Genomic DNA, 21,233 nt, shown 5'->3' on the forward strand with positions numbered 1-21,233 from the left:
GCTCAGTGAAGAGCGGATTTGTATTTACGTGAGGGAATATCATGAAGAAAATGAGAAAAGCACAATTGCATCGCGTTCGTATTCAGTATTGGAAAGAGTCGAACAAAAACGCGAACAAAGAATCTTAATGTGCTAACCCAAAAAACTAAGCTGGCTTAATCGCCAGCTTTTGCGTTTTTAGGCTCTGTAAAATGAGAAAGTAGAACTTCGCTATCGACAGCACGACGGGATACTTATCCCTTAAAAACAAAAAAGCCCCAACGCGTGTCGGGGCAAGTGGCTGGAGAGAGCCTATTTCAAATAGGTAGATTGGTTGGCTTTATCGACTTCCTCAAGGAATAGATTGAGAAGTTCGGCACCTTTATCACCGTGTGTTTCTTTCACGTAAGCAATCACACCAGGCTGCGTTGCTTTTCGCATTGACTCACGCTGCTCAGCCGTCAACGAATTAACCTTCATACGTTTTTTCAGCTCTTCTAGACCGCGATCACTTGATGCCTCAATCAAACGAGATAGACCGCGGTTAGCACTTAACGCGATCTCGACCGCATCGGAAACAATCTTCTTCTCTTCTTCCGTTAACCCATCGTAAAAGCTTTTGTTCACCATGAAAGTGTATGGGGCAAACAAATGATTCGTCAGAGTTAGGTATTTCTGCACTTCGTTAAACTTAGCGAAAGAGACCGTAGGTACAGGGTTCATCTGGCCATCAATCACGCCTGTTTGCAGAGATGAATAGACTTCGCCCCACGAGAGCGGATACGCTTCAGCGCCCAGAGACTGAATGATTTTTTGGTGTGTTGGCAGCGTCATGGTACGAATTCGCAGACCTTTAAAATCATCGAGATCTTCAATGGCGCGCTTAGAGTTAGTCACTGAGAAGAAGCCGCCTGTATCTGGGAAGCCTAAGATTTTGACATCTTTCAGTTCTGCCTCAATGTCGCCCGCTAATGCCTTACCAAACTTGCCATCAAGCACTTCATAGGTAGACGCGTTGTTATCAAATGCAAAAGGCACATCCAATACACCAATACGTGGGTAGTAACCGGCAAGAGGACCAACTGGCGAAAGTGTCCCTTGCAGCTGACCATCACGTACCATCTGAATGTGCTCTTTCGCCGTCCCTAACTGGTTGCTAGGAAATACTTGAACCTTAATTTCACCGTTGGTTGCCGTTTCAACAATGTTTTTAAACACCCCAGTAAACGCGTGGGCAGGGTTCTCCATGATGTCAGCTTTGTTGTCATGGCCGATACGCAGGACCTTTTCTGCCATAGCAAAAGGGGCGGTAAATAGACTGGTTGCCAGAGCAGTTGCGATCAGTGATTTGGTTAGCTTTTTCATAATAACTCCATTATGTATGAATTTTAGTTATTACCTGGCTAGGCTAATGCAATAGCCAGGATTTGTAGGGTCAGGGTGTTGCAGCGCTAGTAGCCCAGCAGTCGTGGGATAAACAGCACTATGTCTGGGAAAAATGCGATAGCGAATAACAGCAGCAGTTGGCCGATAAGGAACGGCATTAACTCTTTCGATATGCCTTCTATTTTGCTCCAGTGACGGATGAAAGGACGAACAAGCAAGCCCCTATTGGCGGTGTCATCAATGAGATATTAAGAGCAAGAATAAAGACGATACCTGCATGCAGCGGGTCCATACCGATTTCCATCGTCAATGGCACTAAGATTGGCGCTAGGATAATCAACATCACATTGATATCCATGATCATGCCAACCGTGAGTAGAAGCGCGATGATCAGCGCCAAAATCACATGTGGGTTATCCGACAATGAAATAAACATGTCCGCAATCATCTGTGGGATCTGATTAAAGCTCAGCCACCAGCCAAGAATCGAAGCGGAACCAATGATGAGATAGATAACCGCCGAGATTTGTGCCGTGCGAATCACCATTTGAAAGAGTGCGCTGAGCGTTAGATTCCGGTAGATGAAGGTACCAATCACCAGCGCGTAAGCCACCGCGATTGATGCCGCTTCCGTTGGCGTCACAATGCCAAACACAATCCCGCCAAGAATAATAAGTGGCATCAGCAATGCTAAGGCTGAGTTTTTAAAGTGATCCAGTACTTCAGCAAGCGTCGCTTTCTGGCTCATTTTGGGGAGGTTTTTGCGTTTACCCATTGCGCCAATGATTGCCATACATACCAGACACACCAAGATGCCCGGTAAGATACCCGTTGCAAATAAGCCGCCAATCGACACACCCATAAGCGAGCCATAAACCACCATAAGCCCTGATGGGGGAATGGTAGGGCCGATGATTGAGCCCGCCGCAGTCACCGCGCAAGCATAATCTTTCGAATAGCCTTGTTTCTCCATAGCTGGCACTAACGTTCGGCCAAATGCCGCGGCATCCGCGGTGGCTGAGCCAGTAATGCCTGAGAAAAACACCGATGCCACCATGTTTGAATGCGCGAGACCACCACGAAAGTGACCAACCAACGCTTCCGACAGGTAGACGAGTCGATTAGTGATGCCTGTGTGATTCATGATCTCACCCGCTAAGATGAAAAACGGCATCGCTAAGAAAGGAAATATATTTAAGCCATTAAAGATCTTACTTGGTGCCAGCGACGCAAAGTGTGCACCGCCCATATCGTACATCCCGGTGATACCTGCCACACCTAACGCGATAGCAATCGGAGCGCCAATCAGCATTAACAATAAAAACACTACACCGACAATCATAACTGCTCTCCTTGCACATCAAACTTCTCAGACGCTAAGTACAATTTCAGCGCGTAGATATCTTCAAGCCAGACCAACAAAGCTTGGAAACTGGACAGAGCAAAAGTGACGGGGATTGCCGCATAGGCATACGCCATTGGCATTGAGAAAACCGTTGAAAGTTGATTTGCGCCCTTCTCTGCAAAGGTATAACCTAAGTAGGCGATGTAGCCAAAGAAGCTAAAAGTCAGCGCTCCAACACCAATCTTAACCACTTGTTGGACGACATAGGGAAAACGCTTAGTGACAAATTCTAACCCCATATGTTCTCTGCCGGCGGTACAGCATGGCACCGCCATTAAGATTGCCCATATCATGATGTAACGTGCCAGCTCTTCAACCCACACCAATTGCAGCTTGAGTACGTAGCGATCCAACACGCCTAGCCAAACATCTAAAATCAATAAGACAGTCAAAATTCCCACTGCAAATTGATTGGCTTTATTTAGCCGATTTTTTGTTGTTGTAATGATGTTATTCGGTAATGTCATAAACCCATTGTCCTTCCTTTTTGACAGCATTCCTTGGAGGCGCTTCCGCATAAGTTTTGCTCACTGAAGTGCGGATAAATTAACCATACCGATAAGATAATTGTGGTGAAGTGTTCATGATCACAAAAATAAATTTGTGTGATAGTTTCTAACACAAGATTCACAAACAAACACTAAGGCATTGTTTTTGAACAACTTTAATTTTTGAGCAATTTATGAAGATTAACTTAATTGTTAAAAAGTAACATGGCGCCAGACACGTCAGATCAAAGGGTTAGTGACAAAGGTATAATTAATTGGGAGAAAAGTAACACAGCACAAAGAGTAAGGACTTTGTTGCTAAGAAGTGAATTTGGTCACACTCAAAAAGGACGGGGAATGATGGGAAAGAGAGCAAAACAGAACACAAAAAATGCGTAACAGGCTATGGCTTGAGCCCCGACAAGCAAGGCTCATTATTACTCATCAATTCATCGCTTACGCTTAGCGCTAACATCGCTTAGCCTTGCCTCGCACAAGAAAGTTTCGATGTTAGAAAGTAACATTAAGCTGCGCAGTTGTTCGATGGAAACATTTGGGCAAGCTCATGGAAAATGGCCTGAGTTTGTTTGGAGAACAGGTGTTTATCTTTATAGCCGACCAACTGAATTTGGCGCACCTTTCCTGAAATCAAGATTTGTCTCAACATACGGCTGACCATTTGAATATCCAATGCACTGCCCTGCTCCAAACGAGAAACTGGGTATAAGCAAGCAAGATCAATGTTGAGTATCACCTCTTCACAATGGGTAAGATACGTTGCGATCTGCTGCTTCACTTGAAAACGATGACTAAAATTGCACTCTGGCAACGTTAACCAATCACAGCCAAGATCTTCTGCATACTCAATGGTTCGCTCGTCAATGTTGGCACTGTCAATCCCCAAACAGAACAATCGGCATTCATTGTAGCGTGACAATGCGAAGTGAAAGGCCGAGCCTTGGTCAGGCTCTAGTGACGCTTTTAACTCAAACTGCCGACCAATATGAATAATGCCCAAATCTCGCTGCGAAGAATGAAGAAGAGGCAAGCTATAGAGCAAACTCTCGCTATTGTTTGTCAGCACAACGGGCAAAGTATCAGAGCCTAGAAAGCGGCTGAGGTGCAATTGGAACTGATTAGCAGACTGCTCCATGAGATTGTAGTGACCACCATTTAACCAGTGCGATTGATCCAACGACACTAGCCAGTCAAACATCTCTTCTAAGCTCTGATCGGCTATCTCAAAGTCCACCTGTTTCATCGGCTTAATTCGTTCCGATACGGTCAACAACGCTAACCGATGTGAAGAAATACCTGTGATACTGTGTGTTTTGTTACGTCGAAATAGCCCAAACATCGCATTACCTTTCTGGGGGCAAAGCCCTTGCTGCTTGAAGAACGTGCAAAATTATCTTTTGCCGGTTTTGTTCTACCCTATGGGCAGGCGCCATGACCGAAATCGCTCCGACCAATTTTGTTCCTTTCATCACTGGTGCGCTGATCCCTGACACCCCTGAGTCGATCTCCGAAGTACTGAGCGCGTATCCTTGATTGCGGATTTGCGCCAACTCTTCTTGCCACTGCGAAATATGGTTGTATTCGCCAAAGTAACGTAAGATCTTTTCGCATCGCTGCGCAGGCATATACGCAAGCATCACCTTTGATGAGGCGCCTCGCAGCAGAGGTTGACTTTGACCCTGGACGTAGCTGCAACGAAGCGCCTGCATACTCTCTTTACGGCTCACACATAGCGCTCTGTAGCCTACAGGCACCATGTACGCCGCCATTTCACCGGTCTGTTTTTGCAGCCGATTTAGCACCACATCAACCGCATCCAAATCGTGCTGGCTGGTTTCGTAACTGCGCATTAGCATCAATGCAGCCGGACCGATGATCAAGGTTTTGTCTGATGGACTCTCTTCAATCAGGTTCCACTCTTTTAACAGTTTAAGATGACGATATAAGCTACTGATTGGTGTTCCTACTTGCTCGCTGAGCTGTTTGGCTGTCACCGGCTCATCATTCACCGCCACTTGCATTAATAACTGCAGAACCTTCTCGTTTACTTGTCCACTACTCTGCTTCATAGAGTTCACGCTCTTGTTGTATCGCTAGAATTGGTTGATGATCAAATTGTATTCTTATCCTGTAGGAATTAATAAGCATTAGTCACAATAGTTTCTCATAATCCGAGAATTAACCCGTACCGCTGTTTTCTGGTCTTAACCTTGTCTCACTCTTGAACCTGCCAATAACTTTACTTAACGGTAAAGTTAAAATATTCTTGGGAGCGATAATAAAATCAGCACCATTTACCAATCCAATAAGCCAGAACAATAATAATCCAGGGACAGACATGAACAAACTCGCCCTTTCTGTTGGCCTTACTTTTACTCTTGCTCCGATTCTGTTTTTTACTTGTCAGCGTTCAGAAGCTGGACCAAACGCGCAGCCCACCGCTTACGTAGTGCAGTTTCCAATCGAGCGCCAAGTCACCCAGTTAACCCCACTCGATGGCGAAATTAAGCCATCGCAATTCACCCAAATCATTGCTGAGCATAGCGCGAAAATCGATACGATTTATGTTCAGGATGGCGAATACGTTGACCAAGGAGAGCCGATATTTAGCTTTGATGATGCTTTGCCCGCCCTCGCAGTTAAGGCGGCAGAGTATGAGTATCAAATGGCGACAAGAAACATCATGGAGCTCACCCGTACCGCTCATGAAAACGATCCAAGGATCAATACCGCTGTGAAAGCCGTCGACGCAACACGAAACAATTTGCTCAACGCGCAAAATGCGCTGAAGTCGACCACAGTTTACGCGCCATTTTCGGGCAAAATGGGCCAAATTCGCTTTAATACGGGCAACCTTGTCAATGCGGGAGATCTAGTTTCTGAACTGGTGGCCACTGATACGGTTGAAGTGCACTTTATGGCCTCACCAGAGGTGCTCAATACCTTCCGCCAAGTCCTGAATAACGAACCCGACACGCTAAAAGCGTCGCTTCAATCAGCGGAGGGGAGCTTTATTGATGGCAAGCTCAAGTACGTCGACTCAAGCCTATCTGATCAACATGCAAAGTTATCCGCCTATGCGGTGTTTGACAATGGTAATGGCGAACACCTGATTGGTTCGAAGACGACGCTCTACCTCAATAGCCCAGAGCCAAAACCCCAGCTGTTTGTGCCAGAAATCGCGCTACATACTGAAGACGGTATCCCGACTCTCTTTGTCCTTGACGAACAACGGATTGTGCGGCCAAAGCAAGTGACCCTTGCAACAATCAAAGAGCGCTATACAGGTTATGTGCCCATCGCCGAGGGGATTGAAGCGACCGACTTTGTGTTATCGACACCTGATGCGCCGCAACTCGTTGGTAAAAAAATCGACCCTATGGTCAATATCGTCAACCAGCTTAACGAAATACTCAATCGCGCACCTTGATGCTAAAAGCAGCGAACGAGCGACTAAAAGATGAAAAAACTCTCAAAACACCGCGCCAATAGTAGAAGGAACGACAAACTATGGTAGCTTCTCAGCTTTCCCCATCCTGTACGGATAAAGGTATGGATAAACGAAGTCAACGCAGAGAACGAACCAAGCTGAGTATTATTTTAGCGGCAATTGAATGTTATAAAGAGCTTGGCGTTCAAGGCGCCTCTTTGGAGGTCATCGCCAAGCAAGCAGGGACAACCAAACCAACGGTCTATTCTCACTTTGGGTCAAAGGAGAATCTCTACCAAGCGGTTGTTGAGCACATTATGGAAGAAGAGAAGCTCAATCACGCATTACCGCCGTTCGACCCCAACCAGAGTTTACGCCAACAGCTGATCGACATATTTTCCACTCAGCTTGAGCGAGTGATGAAGTGCGAAAGACGCCGTTTGCTGGTTGCCATTACGATTGAAGCCATGTGCCAAGGTCAATGTCACTTGAATAATGTTGAGAGCATTAAAGCGTGCCCAATGGAAGCTTGGTTAGATTCTGCCATTCATCATGGTGCTCTGCCGCCACAAAACAGTTCGGAACTGGCGACCAATTTATGGGCGTTAATCAAAGGGCGAACCTTTTTCCCTGTTTTCTTGGGAATGGCACCCAATGATCTGAGTGAGCGACAACGCAACTTAGAATCTGCCATTGATTTTTTTCTGTCCTGCCAAAAAACAAAATGAGGAGCCAATTGGCTCCTCATTCGTTTATTTGCTCAATGTCTGACCATGACTGCGGATGACGTCCTGATACCAATAGAAGCTTTTCTTGCGCTTACGTTCAAGCGTACCGCTTCCATCATCATGGCGATCCACATAAATGTAGCCGTATCGTTTACTCATCTCGGCAGTCGAGTTCGCGACTAAGTCAATCGGTCCCCAACTGGTAAAGCCCATCAAATCAACACCATCGAGTATCGCCTCTTGAGCCTGTACGAGGTGATCATTTAAGTACGCGATGCGATAGTCATCAATAATCTCGCCTTCTGGTGTCACTTCATCGCGCGCGCCCAACCCGTTTTCAACAATAAACAACGGCTTTTGGTATCGGTCGTATAAAAAGTTGAGCAACACTCGCAGCCCTTTCGGGTCAATCAACCAACCCCACTGGCTTTTCTCAAGGTAAGGATTCGGCACACCTGAAACGATGTTGCCGACTTCTTTATCTTTGGGATCGGCGCTAGCACAGCCACTGGCGTAATAGCTAAACGAAATAAAATCGACACTCGCGCTCGCCAGCAGTTCGAGATCGCCATCTTGCATATCGATGGTAATCCCTTTTTCGCGGAAATAACGTTGCATGTAGCCAGGGTACTTACCACGTGTTTGCACATCCCCGAAAAACAGCCATTGATTGTTCTCATGCCTCGCTGCCAGAACATCATCTGGGTTGCAGGTGTACGGATAATAAAGCGCCCCCAACAGCATATTGCCGATTTTGGCGTCTGGGATGATTTGATGACACAGGTTCACCGCTTTGGCATTGGCAAGAAGTTGGTGATGAATCGCTTGGTAGATCGCTTGCTCGCTCGCATCTTCTTGAAGACCAACCCCGGTAAAAGGCGCGTGCAAAGACATGTTGATTTCATTGAAGGTTAGCCAAAGTTTGACCTTGTTTTTATAACGCTCAAACACCGTGCGTGCGTAACGTTCGAAAAAGGTGATGAGCTCTCGGCTCCCCCAGCCGCCGTAGTTTTCCACCAATGCGTAAGGCATCTCATAGTGCGATAAGGTGACAAACGGCTGCATCCCGTGTGCGGCTAACTCATCAAACAACTTGTCGTAGTAGGCAAGACCGGCTTCATTGGGTTCTAACTCGTCACCATTTGGGAAAATGCGCGTCCACGCAATGGACAAACGTAAACAGTTGAAACCCATCTCTTCAAACAACTGAATATCTTTTGGGTAACGATGGTAAAAGTCGATGGCGAGATCTTTAATCCCTTCGTTTCGTTCTTCTCGTGTTTGGTGAGGGCTCAAAATACCGTTTGGCAACATGTCTGAGGTAGACAAGCCTTTGCCATCTTGATTGAAGGCGCCTTCGACTTGGTTGGCAGCAATCGCGCCGCCCCAAAGAAAGTGTTTTGGAAATGACATAATCTGTGCTCTTCGAATGATTGTTTGGATTAGTCTACGCCGATATTCGACGCAAAATAGGGCCGGTTTTTTAGATTACCCTTTCCTAGTTTGTAGACGCTCTTCAATGATCTGAGAGTAGCTATTCGCCTTAACCCCGTAAATGATTTGCACATGTTGCTCATCTAAGATCACAACACCAAATGCGCCGCTGTCCGTCAGACGTTTTTTATCAATCAAAGCGGTCTGCTTAAGTGTCAGTCGAAGGCGAGTCGCGCACGCGCCAGGTTCCAAAATATTGTCGAGACCGCCAATCGCGTCGACGATCTCGGTAACTTCTTGCTCATAGTTATTGTTCGTTGAGCCTAAGCGTTTTATGGTTTGAATAATTTTACGAAACATAGTCGTGCCGTTTTAAGCGAAATAAACCTCACATGTAACACAAGCACTTTCGCGTTTCTCTGACTCAAAGCAAGACCTAAGCAAAAAGACAATTACGAGCGTATAATGCCCCGTTGATTAAGCAGGTCGCACACATGCTGTGTCTTCTCACGGAACATATCGCGCAGCAAGCGCACAGTGGGTGTGATAGAGCGACGACTTGGGCAGACCAACCACAATTCACTGCTTGTGGGCTGGTAGTCAGACATGATTTCCACAACATTTCCCGCCAGCAAATCGTTCGACATATCCAAATAAGATTTTATCGCGATCCCTTTTCCGGCCACGCACCAGCGTCTTACCAAATCCGCATCGTTTGATGCGCGGTTTCCCGACATTTTTACTTTGATCTCTTGCCCATCTTTGACAAATTCCCACTCATCTTTCAGCACATCACGTAACTGATAAAACAGCCCATTGTGATGCTTTAAGTCATCAGGGTGTTTGGGTTCGCCATGTTTGGCTAAATACTCAGGGCTGGCACACAATACTTTTCGGATATCACATATCTTAAATCCATACAGGTTTGAGTCTGTCGGCGAACCATAACGCAGTGCGATATCCACGCCATCACGGTAGAGATCGACATTGCTATCACTCAAGTGCGTGCGCAACGACAACTTAGGGTGCGCGTCTAAAAACTCATCCAACCAAGGGACAACAACATTGCGCCCAAGGTCTGAGGAGAGTGAAATTCGCACCTCACCATCGATCTCCCCTTGTTCTTCCCGCATAAGCTGCTTCGCTTGCGACAATAGCTCTAGCGCCTTTTCACACTCTGGGATATAGCGCTCACCTGCACTTGAGAGCCTCAATTGCCGTGTTGTGCGGATAAACAACTCGCTGCCAAGTGACGCTTCAACACGTTTCACCGCTGCACTCGCCGTTGCAGTCCTCATATCTAGCGCTGTGGCAGCTTTAGTAATACTGCGCATCTCGGCCACTTTCAGTACTACGTGCAGATCTTCAAGCAACATATTATCTATTCCTGTTTGATAATTATCGAAAGATTACACCGGCTTTGATGAAAAGCTCAAGCTGACAAAGATCAATATCAAATGAAATAGATTGAGTATTTATTCGGAGCGAGATCGAGTTAGCAATCTTTGCTCTTTGGAGCGTCTATTCTCTATATGTGTGTATTGATTAGGAAGAGGCTGGTTATGCATTACAAACATATCCTTGTCGCATTAGAGATTTCAGAAGAGAGTAACAGCCTTATTGAGCGCGCTGTTTTTCTTGCTAAGCAGCTTGATTCACGTATCTCCTTTATTCATATCGACGGGACGCACGGCGAAATCTATCCTGATATTGTCGACATCAAAGCGACCCCAGATCTAAGACCACTCGATAGCCATAAAATGGAGCAGCTCAAGGCATTTGAAGACAATGCCAACTTCCCCATCAGCCAGTTTTTCATCGGAACTGGGGATTTGAGTGACAAGCTGCATGGTGTGATTCAAGACAGCCGAGTGGATCTTTTAATATGCGGCCACCACCAAGACTTTTGGAGTCGCATTGTTTCTTACTCGCAGCACCTCATCAACAAGTCTCCTGTGGATATACTCGTGGTTCCGATTGAATCTTGATCGAGCAAATACAAGAAAAGGCCCAAACTCTTTGGGCCTTACTAAAAATATGCATTACTGATCTATGACCAGTAATCGTGTGAATCAGTTGCCCCACGCAAAGGGTTGGAACATAGGATCCAATGGCGTTTTCGCCACGTGATTGACATAGTTACTGATCACTTTCTGCGACAAACCCAGAATCACTTCTAGCACTTGCTGCTGGCCGTAACCCGCTGCATAAAACGCTTCCAGATCAGCCTGAGTAACGTTACCTCTCGCACGAACCATGCTCAAGGTAAAGTCGTGCAAGGCTTGAAGTTTGTCTGTTGGTAGCAGAGTCCCGTCTCGCAGCGCCTGTGTAATATTCTCATCCACCTTCATTGAGTTAGCGATCAATGTATGCGCAGGAACACAGTAACGGCATTCGTGTTCTACGTTGATGGTTTGCCAAACAACAGTGAGTTCTTCAGCGGTAAATGAGCTATTGGCGAAATGAGCATGAAGCTGATTGTACGCCTTAAGCGTTTCTGGTGATTCAGCCAATGTCGCAAGTAAATTCGGAACCGCGCCCATGTTTTGCTGCGCACCTTGCAAGATGGCTTTCGACTCTTCTGGTGCTGATTCAATAGTGTGGCGTTTGAACTCGTTCATTTTCTTTCCTTCCTGTCTTTGTTTTTCAGTGCTAGATACGCCCTAGCGATGGACATACGATAGATCTATTTGAACGATCGTTCAATAATTAATTTGAACAATCGTTCAAATAATTTTAAAGCCATTAAAAATCAGTGATTTATTTTTATGTGCCTAGTATCACAGGCGACAAAGATGCTTGATCACAGCTTTACCGCCCCTAACAAACCACCTATAATTTGAACTGTCGTTCAACATTGAGTTTCTACAGCATGGGCAAAACAGCAAAATTCGACCGAGAGTGGGTCATCAATCAAGCCACCGATCTCTACTGGCGAAAAGGCTTTCACGCCACCTCAATGAGAAACCTACAAGACGTGATCGACATGCGCCCAGGCAGTATTTACGCAGCATTTGGCAGCAAAGATGGGCTGTTTAAGGAAGCGTTGAACAACTACACGCAGATGGGTATTGAGAACTTAAACGCCTGCCTAGAAGTTTCCTCTTCTCCACTGGATGGTCTGAAAGCGTTTGTGAAACAAGTGGTTATAAATACGAAACATCATGCGCCCAATGGAATGTGCATGTTGGCCAAAACCATCGCCGAACTGACCGACGAACACCAAGCACTGCTAGAGCAAGCGCAGGCCTGCTTTCGCAAGATGGAAGAGACATTTGCCCAAGTGATTGTTCAAGCGCAGCAGCATGGTGAACTCTCTCCAGAGAAAGATGCCAACAAACTTGCTCGGCATCTCCAAGTGCAAATTGCGGGTTTGCGTACCTACGCGAAAGCCAACGACGATGACACGCTGCTTGAAGAAATGATCGACGATATTTTTACTCATCACCCGTTTTAAGTGTTGAGTATTGCAAAGACGACAAAGCCTGACGCTAAGGTCAGGCTTTGTCGTCTCTTTCAGGCATGTTGTGATTACAGCACTTCAATCACGTCATCCATGTGCATACGCGCTTTCGGTAGGCCGTGGTTATAATCTTCCCCATCTTGGTGGTAGCCAATCGCCAATGCCACTTCACATACATGCCCATCTAACTCTTGCTCAAAGATCTGACCGATAAGCTCTGGATCTACCCCTTCCATTGGCGTTGAATCAATACCAAGGCGAGCCAAGGTGTGCAGTAAGTTACCCAGTGCAATGTAGACTTGCGCTTTTGTCCAAGTGCCATTAAAGCCATTTTCGTCTGTATTCGCTTCTGCAAACCCGTATGCGCCATCAAGCATCATGTGGTAACGATCTTCCGGTAAGTGGCCTGATGTCACTTCGGCATCAACACGCTTGGCGTACTTCTCTTTGGTGAATTTTGGATCGTAAGCCATGAGAATAGTGTGTGAAGCTTCTTTCGCGTGCGGTTGATTAAATTGATGCTTATTGGCAAACGTATCGTGGAAACGCTGTTTCGCATCGTCGCTTTCCAATACGATGAATTTCCAAGGCTGCGAATTGATAGACGAAGCCGAAAGACGCAGAGCCTCTTTGATCACTTGGATATCATCAGCAGAAATGCGTTTCGTCGCATCGTATTTTTTAGCCGTGTAGCGAGTGTTTAAGTCTTTAATAATTGGATGTGTCATGTTCGTGCCTCAATATAATAGGGGTTGCGTTACGCAATATGGGTCAATTCGTCGAGAGTAAACCGTTCAACCGCGCCTTCTGTTGCGGCTTTGTACGCGGCAATGTGCTCGCTTTGCAGATGTTTTTGCAGCAGCTCGCGTGATGTCCAATTTTCAAGGAAGACAAAATGCGCTGGATTCTCGTTGTCTTGGTGCAAATTGTAATCTATGCAGCCCTCTTCCAAGCGAGTTGGCTCTATCAGCTTGATAAGCTCACTTTTCACCACTTCGATTTTGTCTTGCTTAGCAATAATATTTGCCACAATTGTTAACTTGCTCATCGACTTAGCCTTGATATTTATCGTCCGCAACCACTTTGATTGCTTCTGCTTTATGTTTGCTTGAGAGTGATATTAAGGCAGGATAAAGGCGCGATAAAGAGTCTAATTTTTGAATTATTATCAATTATTTTTTGATAATAAAATTCACGTTCTCACCATTCATCCTGCTATTTCACCGTTTGTCGCAAAGTCCTCCACTTGAAAAGCCAGTACAGATAATAGAGCTAAACCGTTAGACCAAGGACTTTAAGATGGATACCCTGCAAGCGTTATTATTCTCACTGTTTATCATCGCCCCCTTACTGACCCTGATACACGAACTCGGCCACGCAATACCACAACTATTTTGGGTAAAGCACGTGACCATTTCTTTAGGTACACCACGAAGAGGTTTCACTATCCCAATGGGTAGACTGACTATCATCACCTCAGCTACACCATTTCATCGAGGTTTTTGCCAGATATCCTCTACTCTCTCCCTTCAGCAAAGAGCCTTTGTACTACTCGGTGGTCCGCTTGCATCTTGGGGATGCTATTTCTTGTTCAGCGTTGGGCAAAATGTCAGTACACCTCCGTTCGCAACATACTGCCTCAACTTCTCCGCAACTTTTTCATTCCTTCAAGCGTTAATGACCACCATTCCATGGCGCTACCCAAAACGATTGGTTGGCTACTCGGGACAAGCGAGTGACGGATTACAACTACTCAAATTGCTACGCTCCACGTGATAAAACGAAAGCGGATACACGATCTTATTGACCCAGATTAATAAAAGGTGAACTAGACCAACATCACATTTTTGAACCCCGTAGAATACGTGCTCACGTTCATGTTGAGTAAGAGATAAATAGTGACACGCGATCAATTTGAGTTATTAGCCCCGGGTGGCGATCTGGATTCCATCAAAGCCGCTATTGCTGCAGGTGCCGATGCCATATACTGCGGACTAGACCGCTTTAATGCCCGCAACCGAGCGACCAACCTCACTTTAGATAACTTAAATGGCGTGTTGCAGCTCGCGCATCAGCACGATTGTAAGATCTTCCTGACTCTGAACGTGTTGATTCTGGAAAGCGAAATTCCAGCCATCGTGCGTTTGCTAAGCCAATTAAACACAACCGCAATTGATGGCGTCATCGTGCAAGATCTTGGCTTGGCTTACATCCTCAAGAATCATTTCCCAGATCTAGACGTACACGCTTCTACCCAACTCAATACGCACAATGAAGGTCAGATCCTGTTTCTTAACCAGCTAACAGCCAGCCGCGTGAATCTCTCTCGTGAATTGAACATCAATGAGATTAAGCATTTAGCTCAGTTTGGTCGTGAGCATGATGTAATGATGGAAGTGTTTGTCCACGGCTCATACTGTATTGGCTTCTCTGGCATCTGTTACATAAGCTCGGCGCGCAACGGTGCTTCGGGCAACCGTGGTCGTTGCAGCCAGCCTTGTCGTGAGCAGTACGAAACCACCAAAACAGGTAACAGCTACCCACTCAACATGAAAGACAACTCGGCATTTGGCGATCTAGAAGCGCTTGCCGATGCGGGCGTGTATTCGTTGAAAGTGGAAGGTCGCATTAAGAAATCCCACTACGTTTACACTGTGGTCGATAACTGGCGTAAGCAGATTGATCGTCTATGCGATGGCATCGAGTTATCTAACGATACCACTGAGCTTTACACTGTGTTTAACCGCGATTTCTCCAACGCGTTTTTGCAAGGCGACTTTGGTAAAGCGATGTACATCGACAACCCTCGCGATCACGCCGTAAAACACTTCTCGAAGATCTACAAATGCGAATCCGCCGATGATGTACAAGGCGTGAAGAAAAAGCTCTACGACGACAAAACCGCCATCATTGATAAGGTTGCAGAGAAGACTCAACATTTTGATGTGACTTCAACGCAAGCCTCTGCCAGCAGCCTAAAGGGCGCGATTGATGTACCGACTTTGCCAACCCTGCCTGAGCCACAAGTACGTGAAGGCGCTCCGAAGCTATCTGTCTTGATTTCATCAGTAGAAGATACCGCACTATGCGAAGACAGTAATGTCGATGTGTATTTCCAGCTACCAATGGGATTAGCGGGTGAACTGAATGCGATGATTGAGTTGTTCCAAACAAACCCAAGATTGAAACCTTGGTTCCCTGCAATTTTGACTGGTGACGATTACCAAGCCGCACGAGCATTCTTAGAGGCAGTGAAGCCAGAATTGTCGATCACCAACAACTCTGGTGTGGGCATTTTGGCTCAAGAGCTGGGATTAGGTTGGGTTGCAGGCCCGCAGATGAACACGGTGAACTCCTACTCATTCAAATGTTTGCAAGAAGAGTTCGCCGCAAGCGGTGCGTTTATCTCTAACGAGCTGAACATGAAGCAGATGCGCCACATTAAGCGACCACACAACATGCGCAGCTACTACAGCATTTACCACCCAAATACGCTCTTAACCAGTCGTCAATGTTTGTTCCAACAAACCGAAGGTTGCCGCAAAATTAAGGTAAACAAAGGCTGTTTGAAGCGTTGTGACAAGCGCACATCCATCATCAACCTAAAAGACAACCCGTATGTGGTGCAAAAACAAAAAGGCAGTCATAACGCTATCTACAGCGAGTACAACGTCCTCAATCTGCAAGTGATCCAAGATTTACCGCAGCTGTTGACTGACGTGCTGATTGACCTGCGCGATATTCAAACAGAAACCAGAGTATCGGTGAGTAAACCAGAGTTAGTCGATGCATTTTTGCTTGCGCTAAAAGAACCAAACTCAGACCGTGCCCAAACGCTCAACGATATAATTCAACCTACGGCAAACGCACAATATTTAAAGGGGTTGTAGCAAAAGCTCTGCTCGCTTCTAATTCGCGTCATTTGATGGCTTGAACCAAGACCAAGCTATGACTACAATGGCGCACTTTTTCTACGGACTTCAAGGTCACACAAAATGACAGATACAGCTAAACCAGCTCTACCAGATCGCCTATCAGGCAACCCACGTAGCCCATTCTTTGTAAAAGAGTGCTTCGATCACCAGATCGGTATTCGCTTTAAAGGCAAAGAGCGCACAGACGTTGAAGAGTACTGCGTGAGCGAAGGCTGGGTAAAAATTGCGTCTCCAAAAGCAAAAGACCGCTACGGTAACCCTATGCTTATCCAACTGAAAGGCGAAGTAGAAGCGTACTACATCTAAGTCAGACTTAGCCTAATTTAACCGAAAGCCACTCAGTTGAGTGGCTTTTTTATTCGTCGCAAAAAGCCATCTTTTCAAACCATAAAGATCTTTACTTGTGAGGATTAAAACATTTGATAAATATAGATAAAATAAGCACTTAGAATACTGGTTCACGTTATAAAACCAGTAGATTATGAAAAGAACCTTACTTGCACTTTCGATAGCCACCATCACCATGACAGGCTGTCACGACAAAATCACCATAGACGACATTCCTGTCTCTCCTGATCCTCAACCGCCAATAGAAACCATTCCTCCGACAGATATCATCCCTCCTGTCACTTACATCGGCTCACTGCTTGCTTCAGGTCAAACGGTATCGGGAGAAGTGGAGTGCAATGGCAGTGTTCTTAGCCAAGGTACGTTTGAAGTTAAACAAGGGACCTCGTTCAGTTGTACTTTGGGGCATGTCCAACTCGGTGAATTTAGTGCACCTTTCCCAAGTGATTCGCGCAACACCGCATTCAATGACAACATCACAACGTCGTTTGATTTAAGTCAGTTGCATGGCCAAAACGTAACCAAAGTCCTTCAATCGATCGATGCCTGCGACAGCAACAGTGAAATCTGCCTTAACGAAATAGACGCTTTCGATATTGAAAATGTTTATCAGCACCTTAATGACAATCAAGTTGTTGATGACTACCTAGACGAAAAGAAACAAGAGTCGACAGATGAAGTGGATAAAGCGCCAAGCTCTCACGTCGATGAAGATGTCGTGCCAGCAGTCGATCCAGACGCAAGTAACAACCTGAACTCTAACTTTGTTTCTGCATCTGCGGAAGAGAGTTACGTTTATAAACCAAGCACCGAAGGTAAAGTGCTGACGCGAAGCAAGCTAACGGATGAAAACGGCCAAACTATCAGTGGTATCAGTTATTTCTCAGCTAACTCTACAGGCATCACGGACGAAAATGGCGAATTCGAATACTTGTGGGGCGATACCATCACATTCGGTATCGATACGTTTGAATTTGGCAAGCTAGCAGGCAACCAAATCGACTATAAACTCACGGATGTCACCGATAATCTGGTGGTAAAAGCCAACATTCAATCGCTACTTGATCGTTACGCCACGTCTAACGCAAACAATTTGGAAATTAGCGAGAAGGTGCAACAAACCTTTGCTCGCTATCCAAATGTCATCAACGAACTCATTAATCTAAGCCTACCGAATGGCGGCATTATTGACGGTTCTGATTTTGCGCTACCTAACGAATTTGAAGCTCAGTTTAGTAGCGGGCTAACCGCAGATATTGATGGGGAGCTCAATCAAACCACGCCATTTAGCAGAGCTTTCCACCAGCCAGCGGTGCTTTCCTTGGACAGTGGTAAATACGTTACTGAATCCTTGAATGCTATCTTTCGCAACGTGAATACCTTCCATGTATTCAATGACAACGGCAGCTTCTATGGGGCAACGGGTTACACACGCGGTATGCGTGCTCTCAACCTGTCTAACCGTGCTTTCCCAATCATGATGCCTCGCGCAGACAAAAACCGAGAACTCAATTTTGGCGAGCCACAAGCTTGGACACGCGAGGGCAGACCATACATTGCTGAGCATCCAACCATTGACATGCCAGCGATCCCAACCGTGTCTGAAGACAATGCAACTTACGGATTTCCATTCGTCACAGCAGGTGAAATTGGCCAAGGCAAAGTAGTATTTATGGGTAATGGCTTGTACCCGAGTATATTGTCGTGCCCTGAGAGTTATTGGGCAGATCGCGCCTTAAAGATCGATAGCAAAACACAAACATGTTCTATCAACAGTGCAGTGAATACATTGCATGACGATAACGGTGCCATGCAGCGGTTCTTCTCTAACCTGTTCCAATGGTTTAACAAAGGCGAATCGGTAGCCGGATTAAACATTGCGACCAACATAACCAAAGCGTACGCCGCACACCATAACTCACAGTCGGGTTTAGAATACGACTTCTTTGTTAATCCAGAGTTTGGCTTTGACCCCGTGACCACCTTGGGGAAAAATGGATTCAGCGGGCTTGATGCAAAGCAAACACCTATCCTGTTGCTGCAAGCGTATCCAAAACGCATCATCGGCGACGGTATGACCTACCAATTCGTTGCAGACTTAGACAATCCCTACCTCAGCCAACGTGACATCACGGCGTTGATTAAGTACATCAACGATGGCGGCAACGTGCTGTTTATGGAAGCGCTGCAAACCGCAAACCCTGAGCCAATTGGCCGCCTAGCGGACGCTGCCGGTATATCCGTTGGCGGAGAAAACGTGACGCCAACCAACCAAGCTTTCTGCGGCTCGTCATACTATTGCCAAAGCATGTACCCAAATCTACATGTTAAAAGCCAACACGATATGGTGGTGTTAGAGCGATTCCAAGATGTGGATGGCAAACCGCCGTTCACCGTCCATCAAAATGGCAGTGTTGAATGGATAAAAGATGAAACCAAGATCAAGTTCGAAATTCCGACTTATGAAGTGGTCAAGCTGGACGAAAACGGCAAGCCTGTTCTGGATGATGAAGGGCAAATAGTCAAAATCACTAAGCACGCTCGTATTTTTGTTAAGAGCGAAGCAGAACGCTTAGCCGCCATTGAAGAGCTACAAACCGCTTTCGAGGGGACACCCGTTTGTAGTAACGACTATCAATACGAGTTTAACTGTATTGAAACACGCCAAGGGGATGGTTTCACTGTTCGTGGTAACTACTATCGTGCCGATTTCGACCGTTATGAAGTCAGCCCATCGGTTATCAGCAGCATGGTTAAAGCCGCGAATCTAGGGGCAAACTTTACCGCTCTGTACAACCACGAGATCTATTACCGAACTAAAGGTAAACGGGGCGTGCGTTTATCAAGTACAGAGTTAAACCAAACTTACGACAACCTCTCTATCTGGATGTGGAACGACAACCCATACCGCTACGAGAGTAATATTCAGGACGAACTTGGCTTTAAGCAAGCCGTTCAGTTCCTCAACTGTTATACCGATGGCAAACATCAGCCAAACGCTGGCGAAGCAAACTGCCCCGTTGATCTCAAAGCATCGCTGGTTGCAAACAACATGCTTCATGGTGAAGGTGAGCTTGCAGGACAACTCAATCCTAGCTATCCCCTTAACTACATGGAAAAACCTCTAACTCGTATAATGTTAGGGCGTTCATTCTGGGACTTCGACATTACGGTAGACACCACTCAATACCCAGGGAAAACGCCGGGCTTTGGTGGCAATGAATCAATCAATATCCAAACCGACGGGCAAGCGGTCTCCTACTCGGCAGGCAACCGACAATCCACAGGTCTATGGGCACCTCAGTTGCAAGACGTGTCCGTAAGCGGCGGCGTAGCAGCAACCATTACCGTAATGATGGCCGATGATTTAACGGGCAAACCACGCCATGAAGTAAGCTTGAAACGCCCGCCGAGAATGCAAACAAGCTATCACTATGATGGTTCAACGCTGACCTTCAAGGCTCCATACGGTGGATTGATCTACGTTCAACCCAAAGAGACAGAACTGGGTGAAGTCACCTTCAATTTCGAAGGCGTAGAAAAAGCAGCGTGGTGGAAAGAAGGCGAGTGGATGAACTCTCCTGAGTTCGCAACAGCTCCGATTGCCGAAGTGGATACGGGTTCATTCATCTACACCACGGCGGTTAAAAATCTAGAAAACCTAGATTTGGCTAAATTCGCCAAGGCGATGAACCGCTTCGCAGATGCGGCAAGTGACTTCTATGGCAGGGATGAGACCACGGCAGACGGCCTACATCGCCGCTTCACCTATCCAGAGCTCAAAGAGTTTCGACATCGATTCGTCAATGACGTGCAGATTTCTATCGGCGCCGCTCACTCAGGCTACCCGGTCATGAACTCTGGTTTCAATGCCAATAGCACTAACGTTCCGACCAACGCAATGGACGATTGGTTGTTGTGGCATGAAGTCGGTCACAACCTCGCTGCCGCACCTTTCACGGCAGCTGGAAGTACAGAGGTGACCAACAATGTGCTGGCCCTGTACATGCAAGAGCTTGAAGGTCGCAACAACAGCCCAGAGATGGATCGTATTCGCACCGACATCAAAAAAGCACCAATTTGGCTAAGCTCTAACAATGGACACGCTTGGTCTCACGGCGATGCGGGTATGCGTCTGGTGATGTTCGGTCAACTGAAAATCTGGGCTAAACACCATTTCAAAATCGACGAATGGTACCCAGACGCTGAAAAACCAGCGGTGTATGGCAGTGATGAAGGCTGGAACATGTTCAAGCTAATGCACCGTAAAGCGCGTGGTGATTCGCAGGGAGATGAAGGCAAAAACTACTGCAGTTCTTCAGAAACCGGCTTGTCTGGCGGGGACTTAATGATGGTATGTAGCTCGTACGTATCAGGTTACGATTTGAGTGAATTTTTCAACGCATGGAACGTTGGTGAAACCTCAATGACCAACCCTGATGGTCATAAAGTGTATCAAGGTCCTATAAGCCAAGCGGCCTTCACCATGCTAGAGACGCTTAAGCTAAGTAAACCGCAAGCGTCGCCACTTGCAGTAAACTCGCTCGACTACGCTCCAAACTAAGCAGCGGTCGTCTCAGCAAAAAGCACAAAGCGCATGTTAGGCTCTCGTCTACATG

18 protein-coding genes are annotated in these 21,233 nt (G+C 46.3%); 7 read left to right on the plus strand and 11 right to left on the minus strand.

All coding sequences use genetic code 11. From position 1 onward, the window contains the following. Positions 1-291 precede the first annotated feature (291 nt). The 5 genes from ACUALS_RS20950 to ACUALS_RS20970 all read right to left on the minus strand — a co-directional run bounded on the left by ACUALS_RS20950 (position 292) and on the right by ACUALS_RS20970 (position 5,345). Positions 292-1,344, minus strand: a complete 1,053-nt coding sequence (locus tag ACUALS_RS20950) for a TRAP transporter substrate-binding protein (RefSeq protein WP_454449604.1) — start codon at positions 1,342-1,344, stop codon at positions 292-294. A gap of 199 nt (positions 1,345-1,543) precedes the next feature. Then, positions 1,544-2,707 carry a TRAP transporter large permease gene (locus ACUALS_RS20955; protein WP_454449605.1) on the minus strand — a complete coding sequence of 388 codons (1,164 nt, stop codon included), beginning with the start codon at positions 2,705-2,707 and terminating at the stop codon, positions 1,544-1,546. Further along, positions 2,704-3,237, minus strand: a complete 534-nt coding sequence (locus ACUALS_RS20960; RefSeq protein ID WP_454449606.1) for a TRAP transporter small permease — start codon at positions 3,235-3,237, stop codon at positions 2,704-2,706. Before ACUALS_RS20960 ends, ACUALS_RS20955 begins: the two co-directional genes overlap by 4 nt. A gap of 544 nt (positions 3,238-3,781) precedes the next feature. Continuing rightward, on the minus strand, positions 3,782-4,615 hold the full coding sequence (locus ACUALS_RS20965) for an arginase family protein (RefSeq protein WP_039475142.1): 834 nt from the start codon (positions 4,613-4,615) through the stop codon (positions 3,782-3,784). A 4-nt stretch (positions 4,616-4,619) separates the two neighbouring features. Further along, on the minus strand, positions 4,620-5,345 hold the full coding sequence (locus ACUALS_RS20970; RefSeq protein ID WP_005473990.1) for an IclR family transcriptional regulator: 726 nt from the start codon (positions 5,343-5,345) through the stop codon (positions 4,620-4,622). Positions 5,346-5,614: 269 nt separating this feature from the next. Here ACUALS_RS20970 and ACUALS_RS20975 point away from each other — a divergent pair, with 269 nt between their 5' ends. Both ACUALS_RS20975 and ACUALS_RS20980 read left to right on the plus strand, forming a co-directional pair. Then, positions 5,615-6,706: an efflux RND transporter periplasmic adaptor subunit gene (locus tag ACUALS_RS20975; protein ID WP_454449607.1), complete on the plus strand. Its 1,092-nt coding sequence runs from the start codon at positions 5,615-5,617 to the stop codon at positions 6,704-6,706. Between the two features lie 122 nt (positions 6,707-6,828). After that, complete coding sequence (locus ACUALS_RS20980; RefSeq protein WP_454449608.1) at positions 6,829-7,434, plus strand: TetR/AcrR family transcriptional regulator; 606 nt, start codon at positions 6,829-6,831, stop codon at positions 7,432-7,434. 24 nt (positions 7,435-7,458) lie between these two features. Here ACUALS_RS20980 and ACUALS_RS20985 read toward each other — a convergent pair whose 3' ends face one another. From ACUALS_RS20985 to ACUALS_RS20995, 3 genes are all read right to left on the minus strand, one after another. Further along, positions 7,459-8,850, minus strand: a complete 1,392-nt coding sequence (locus tag ACUALS_RS20985; protein WP_454450020.1) for a glycoside hydrolase family 1 protein — start codon at positions 8,848-8,850, stop codon at positions 7,459-7,461. Positions 8,851-8,922: 72 nt separating this feature from the next. Beyond that, positions 8,923-9,228: a PTS transporter subunit EIIB gene (locus tag ACUALS_RS20990; RefSeq protein WP_005473891.1), complete on the minus strand. Its 306-nt coding sequence runs from the start codon at positions 9,226-9,228 to the stop codon at positions 8,923-8,925. 92 nt (positions 9,229-9,320) lie between these two features. Continuing rightward, positions 9,321-10,244 carry a LysR family transcriptional regulator gene (locus tag ACUALS_RS20995; protein ID WP_038135770.1) on the minus strand — a complete coding sequence of 308 codons (924 nt, stop codon included), beginning with the start codon at positions 10,242-10,244 and terminating at the stop codon, positions 9,321-9,323. A 186-nt stretch (positions 10,245-10,430) separates the two neighbouring features. Here ACUALS_RS20995 and ACUALS_RS21000 point away from each other — a divergent pair, with 186 nt between their 5' ends. Next, positions 10,431-10,856, plus strand: coding sequence for a universal stress protein (locus tag ACUALS_RS21000; protein WP_454449609.1), 426 nt, complete (start codon positions 10,431-10,433; stop codon positions 10,854-10,856). An 84-nt stretch (positions 10,857-10,940) separates the two neighbouring features. Here ACUALS_RS21000 and ACUALS_RS21005 read toward each other — a convergent pair whose 3' ends face one another. Continuing rightward, complete coding sequence (locus ACUALS_RS21005) at positions 10,941-11,489, minus strand: carboxymuconolactone decarboxylase family protein (RefSeq protein WP_038135768.1); 549 nt, start codon at positions 11,487-11,489, stop codon at positions 10,941-10,943. Positions 11,490-11,740: 251 nt separating this feature from the next. Here ACUALS_RS21005 and ACUALS_RS21010 point away from each other — a divergent pair, with 251 nt between their 5' ends. Next, positions 11,741-12,325: a TetR/AcrR family transcriptional regulator gene (locus tag ACUALS_RS21010; RefSeq protein WP_454449610.1), complete on the plus strand. Its 585-nt coding sequence runs from the start codon at positions 11,741-11,743 to the stop codon at positions 12,323-12,325. 74 nt (positions 12,326-12,399) lie between these two features. Here the strand turns inward: ACUALS_RS21010 and ACUALS_RS21015 are convergent, their stop codons facing one another. Together ACUALS_RS21015 and ACUALS_RS21020 are read right to left on the minus strand one after the other, a co-directional pair. Next, positions 12,400-13,059, minus strand: coding sequence for an NAD(P)H-dependent oxidoreductase (locus tag ACUALS_RS21015; RefSeq protein ID WP_454449611.1), 660 nt, complete (start codon positions 13,057-13,059; stop codon positions 12,400-12,402). A 29-nt stretch (positions 13,060-13,088) separates the two neighbouring features. Further along, positions 13,089-13,379 (minus strand): putative quinol monooxygenase, encoded by a 291-nt coding sequence (locus ACUALS_RS21020; protein ID WP_038187717.1) that lies wholly within the window; start codon positions 13,377-13,379, stop codon positions 13,089-13,091. A gap of 850 nt (positions 13,380-14,229) precedes the next feature. Between ACUALS_RS21020 and ACUALS_RS21025 the strand changes: the two genes are divergently transcribed. The 3 genes from ACUALS_RS21025 (at position 14,230) to ACUALS_RS21035 (ending at position 21,178) form a co-directional block, all read left to right on the plus strand. Further along, positions 14,230-16,221: a U32 family peptidase gene (locus ACUALS_RS21025; RefSeq protein ID WP_454449612.1), complete on the plus strand. Its 1,992-nt coding sequence runs from the start codon at positions 14,230-14,232 to the stop codon at positions 16,219-16,221. A 105-nt stretch (positions 16,222-16,326) separates the two neighbouring features. Further along, entirely contained in the window at positions 16,327-16,572 is a 246-nt protein-coding gene (locus ACUALS_RS21030) for a DUF3297 family protein (RefSeq protein WP_038135750.1), read from the plus strand. Positions 16,573-16,747: 175 nt separating this feature from the next. Continuing rightward, positions 16,748-21,178 carry an SslE/AcfD family lipoprotein zinc metalloprotease gene (locus ACUALS_RS21035; protein WP_454449613.1) on the plus strand — a complete coding sequence of 1,477 codons (4,431 nt, stop codon included), beginning with the start codon at positions 16,748-16,750 and terminating at the stop codon, positions 21,176-21,178. Positions 21,179-21,233 lie beyond the last annotated feature (55 nt).

It is taken from the genome of Vibrio sp. NH-7, assembly GCF_053643215.1.

Bases quoted from the DNA above. Each gene is read 5' to 3' on its own strand.
- ACUALS_RS20950 (WP_454449604.1), bottom strand. From the start codon at position 1,344: ATGAAAAAGCTAACCAAATCACTGATCGCAACTGCTCTGGCAACCAGT.
- ACUALS_RS20955 (WP_454449605.1), bottom strand. From the start codon at position 2,707: ATGATTGTCGGTGTAGTGTTTTTATTGTTAATGCTGATTGGCGCTCCG.
- ACUALS_RS20960 (WP_454449606.1), bottom strand. From the start codon at position 3,237: ATGACATTACCGAATAACATCATTACAACAACAAAAAATCGGCTAAAT.
- ACUALS_RS20965 (WP_039475142.1), bottom strand. From the start codon at position 4,615: ATGTTTGGGCTATTTCGACGTAACAAAACACACAGTATCACAGGTATT.
- ACUALS_RS20970 (WP_005473990.1), bottom strand. From the start codon at position 5,345: ATGAAGCAGAGTAGTGGACAAGTAAACGAGAAGGTTCTGCAGTTATTA.
- ACUALS_RS20975 (WP_454449607.1), top strand. From the start codon at position 5,615: ATGAACAAACTCGCCCTTTCTGTTGGCCTTACTTTTACTCTTGCTCCG.
- ACUALS_RS20980 (WP_454449608.1), top strand. From the start codon at position 6,829: ATGGATAAACGAAGTCAACGCAGAGAACGAACCAAGCTGAGTATTATT.
- ACUALS_RS20990 (WP_005473891.1), bottom strand. From the start codon at position 9,228: ATGTTTCGTAAAATTATTCAAACCATAAAACGCTTAGGCTCAACGAAC.
- ACUALS_RS20995 (WP_038135770.1), bottom strand. From the start codon at position 10,244: ATGTTGCTTGAAGATCTGCACGTAGTACTGAAAGTGGCCGAGATGCGC.
- ACUALS_RS21000 (WP_454449609.1), top strand. From the start codon at position 10,431: ATGCATTACAAACATATCCTTGTCGCATTAGAGATTTCAGAAGAGAGT.
- ACUALS_RS21005 (WP_038135768.1), bottom strand. From the start codon at position 11,489: ATGAACGAGTTCAAACGCCACACTATTGAATCAGCACCAGAAGAGTCG.
- ACUALS_RS21010 (WP_454449610.1), top strand. From the start codon at position 11,741: ATGGGCAAAACAGCAAAATTCGACCGAGAGTGGGTCATCAATCAAGCC.
- ACUALS_RS21015 (WP_454449611.1), bottom strand. From the start codon at position 13,059: ATGACACATCCAATTATTAAAGACTTAAACACTCGCTACACGGCTAAA.
- ACUALS_RS21020 (WP_038187717.1), bottom strand. From the start codon at position 13,379: ATGAGCAAGTTAACAATTGTGGCAAATATTATTGCTAAGCAAGACAAA.
- ACUALS_RS21030 (WP_038135750.1), top strand. From the start codon at position 16,327: ATGACAGATACAGCTAAACCAGCTCTACCAGATCGCCTATCAGGCAAC.
- ACUALS_RS21035 (WP_454449613.1), top strand. From the start codon at position 16,748: ATGAAAAGAACCTTACTTGCACTTTCGATAGCCACCATCACCATGACA.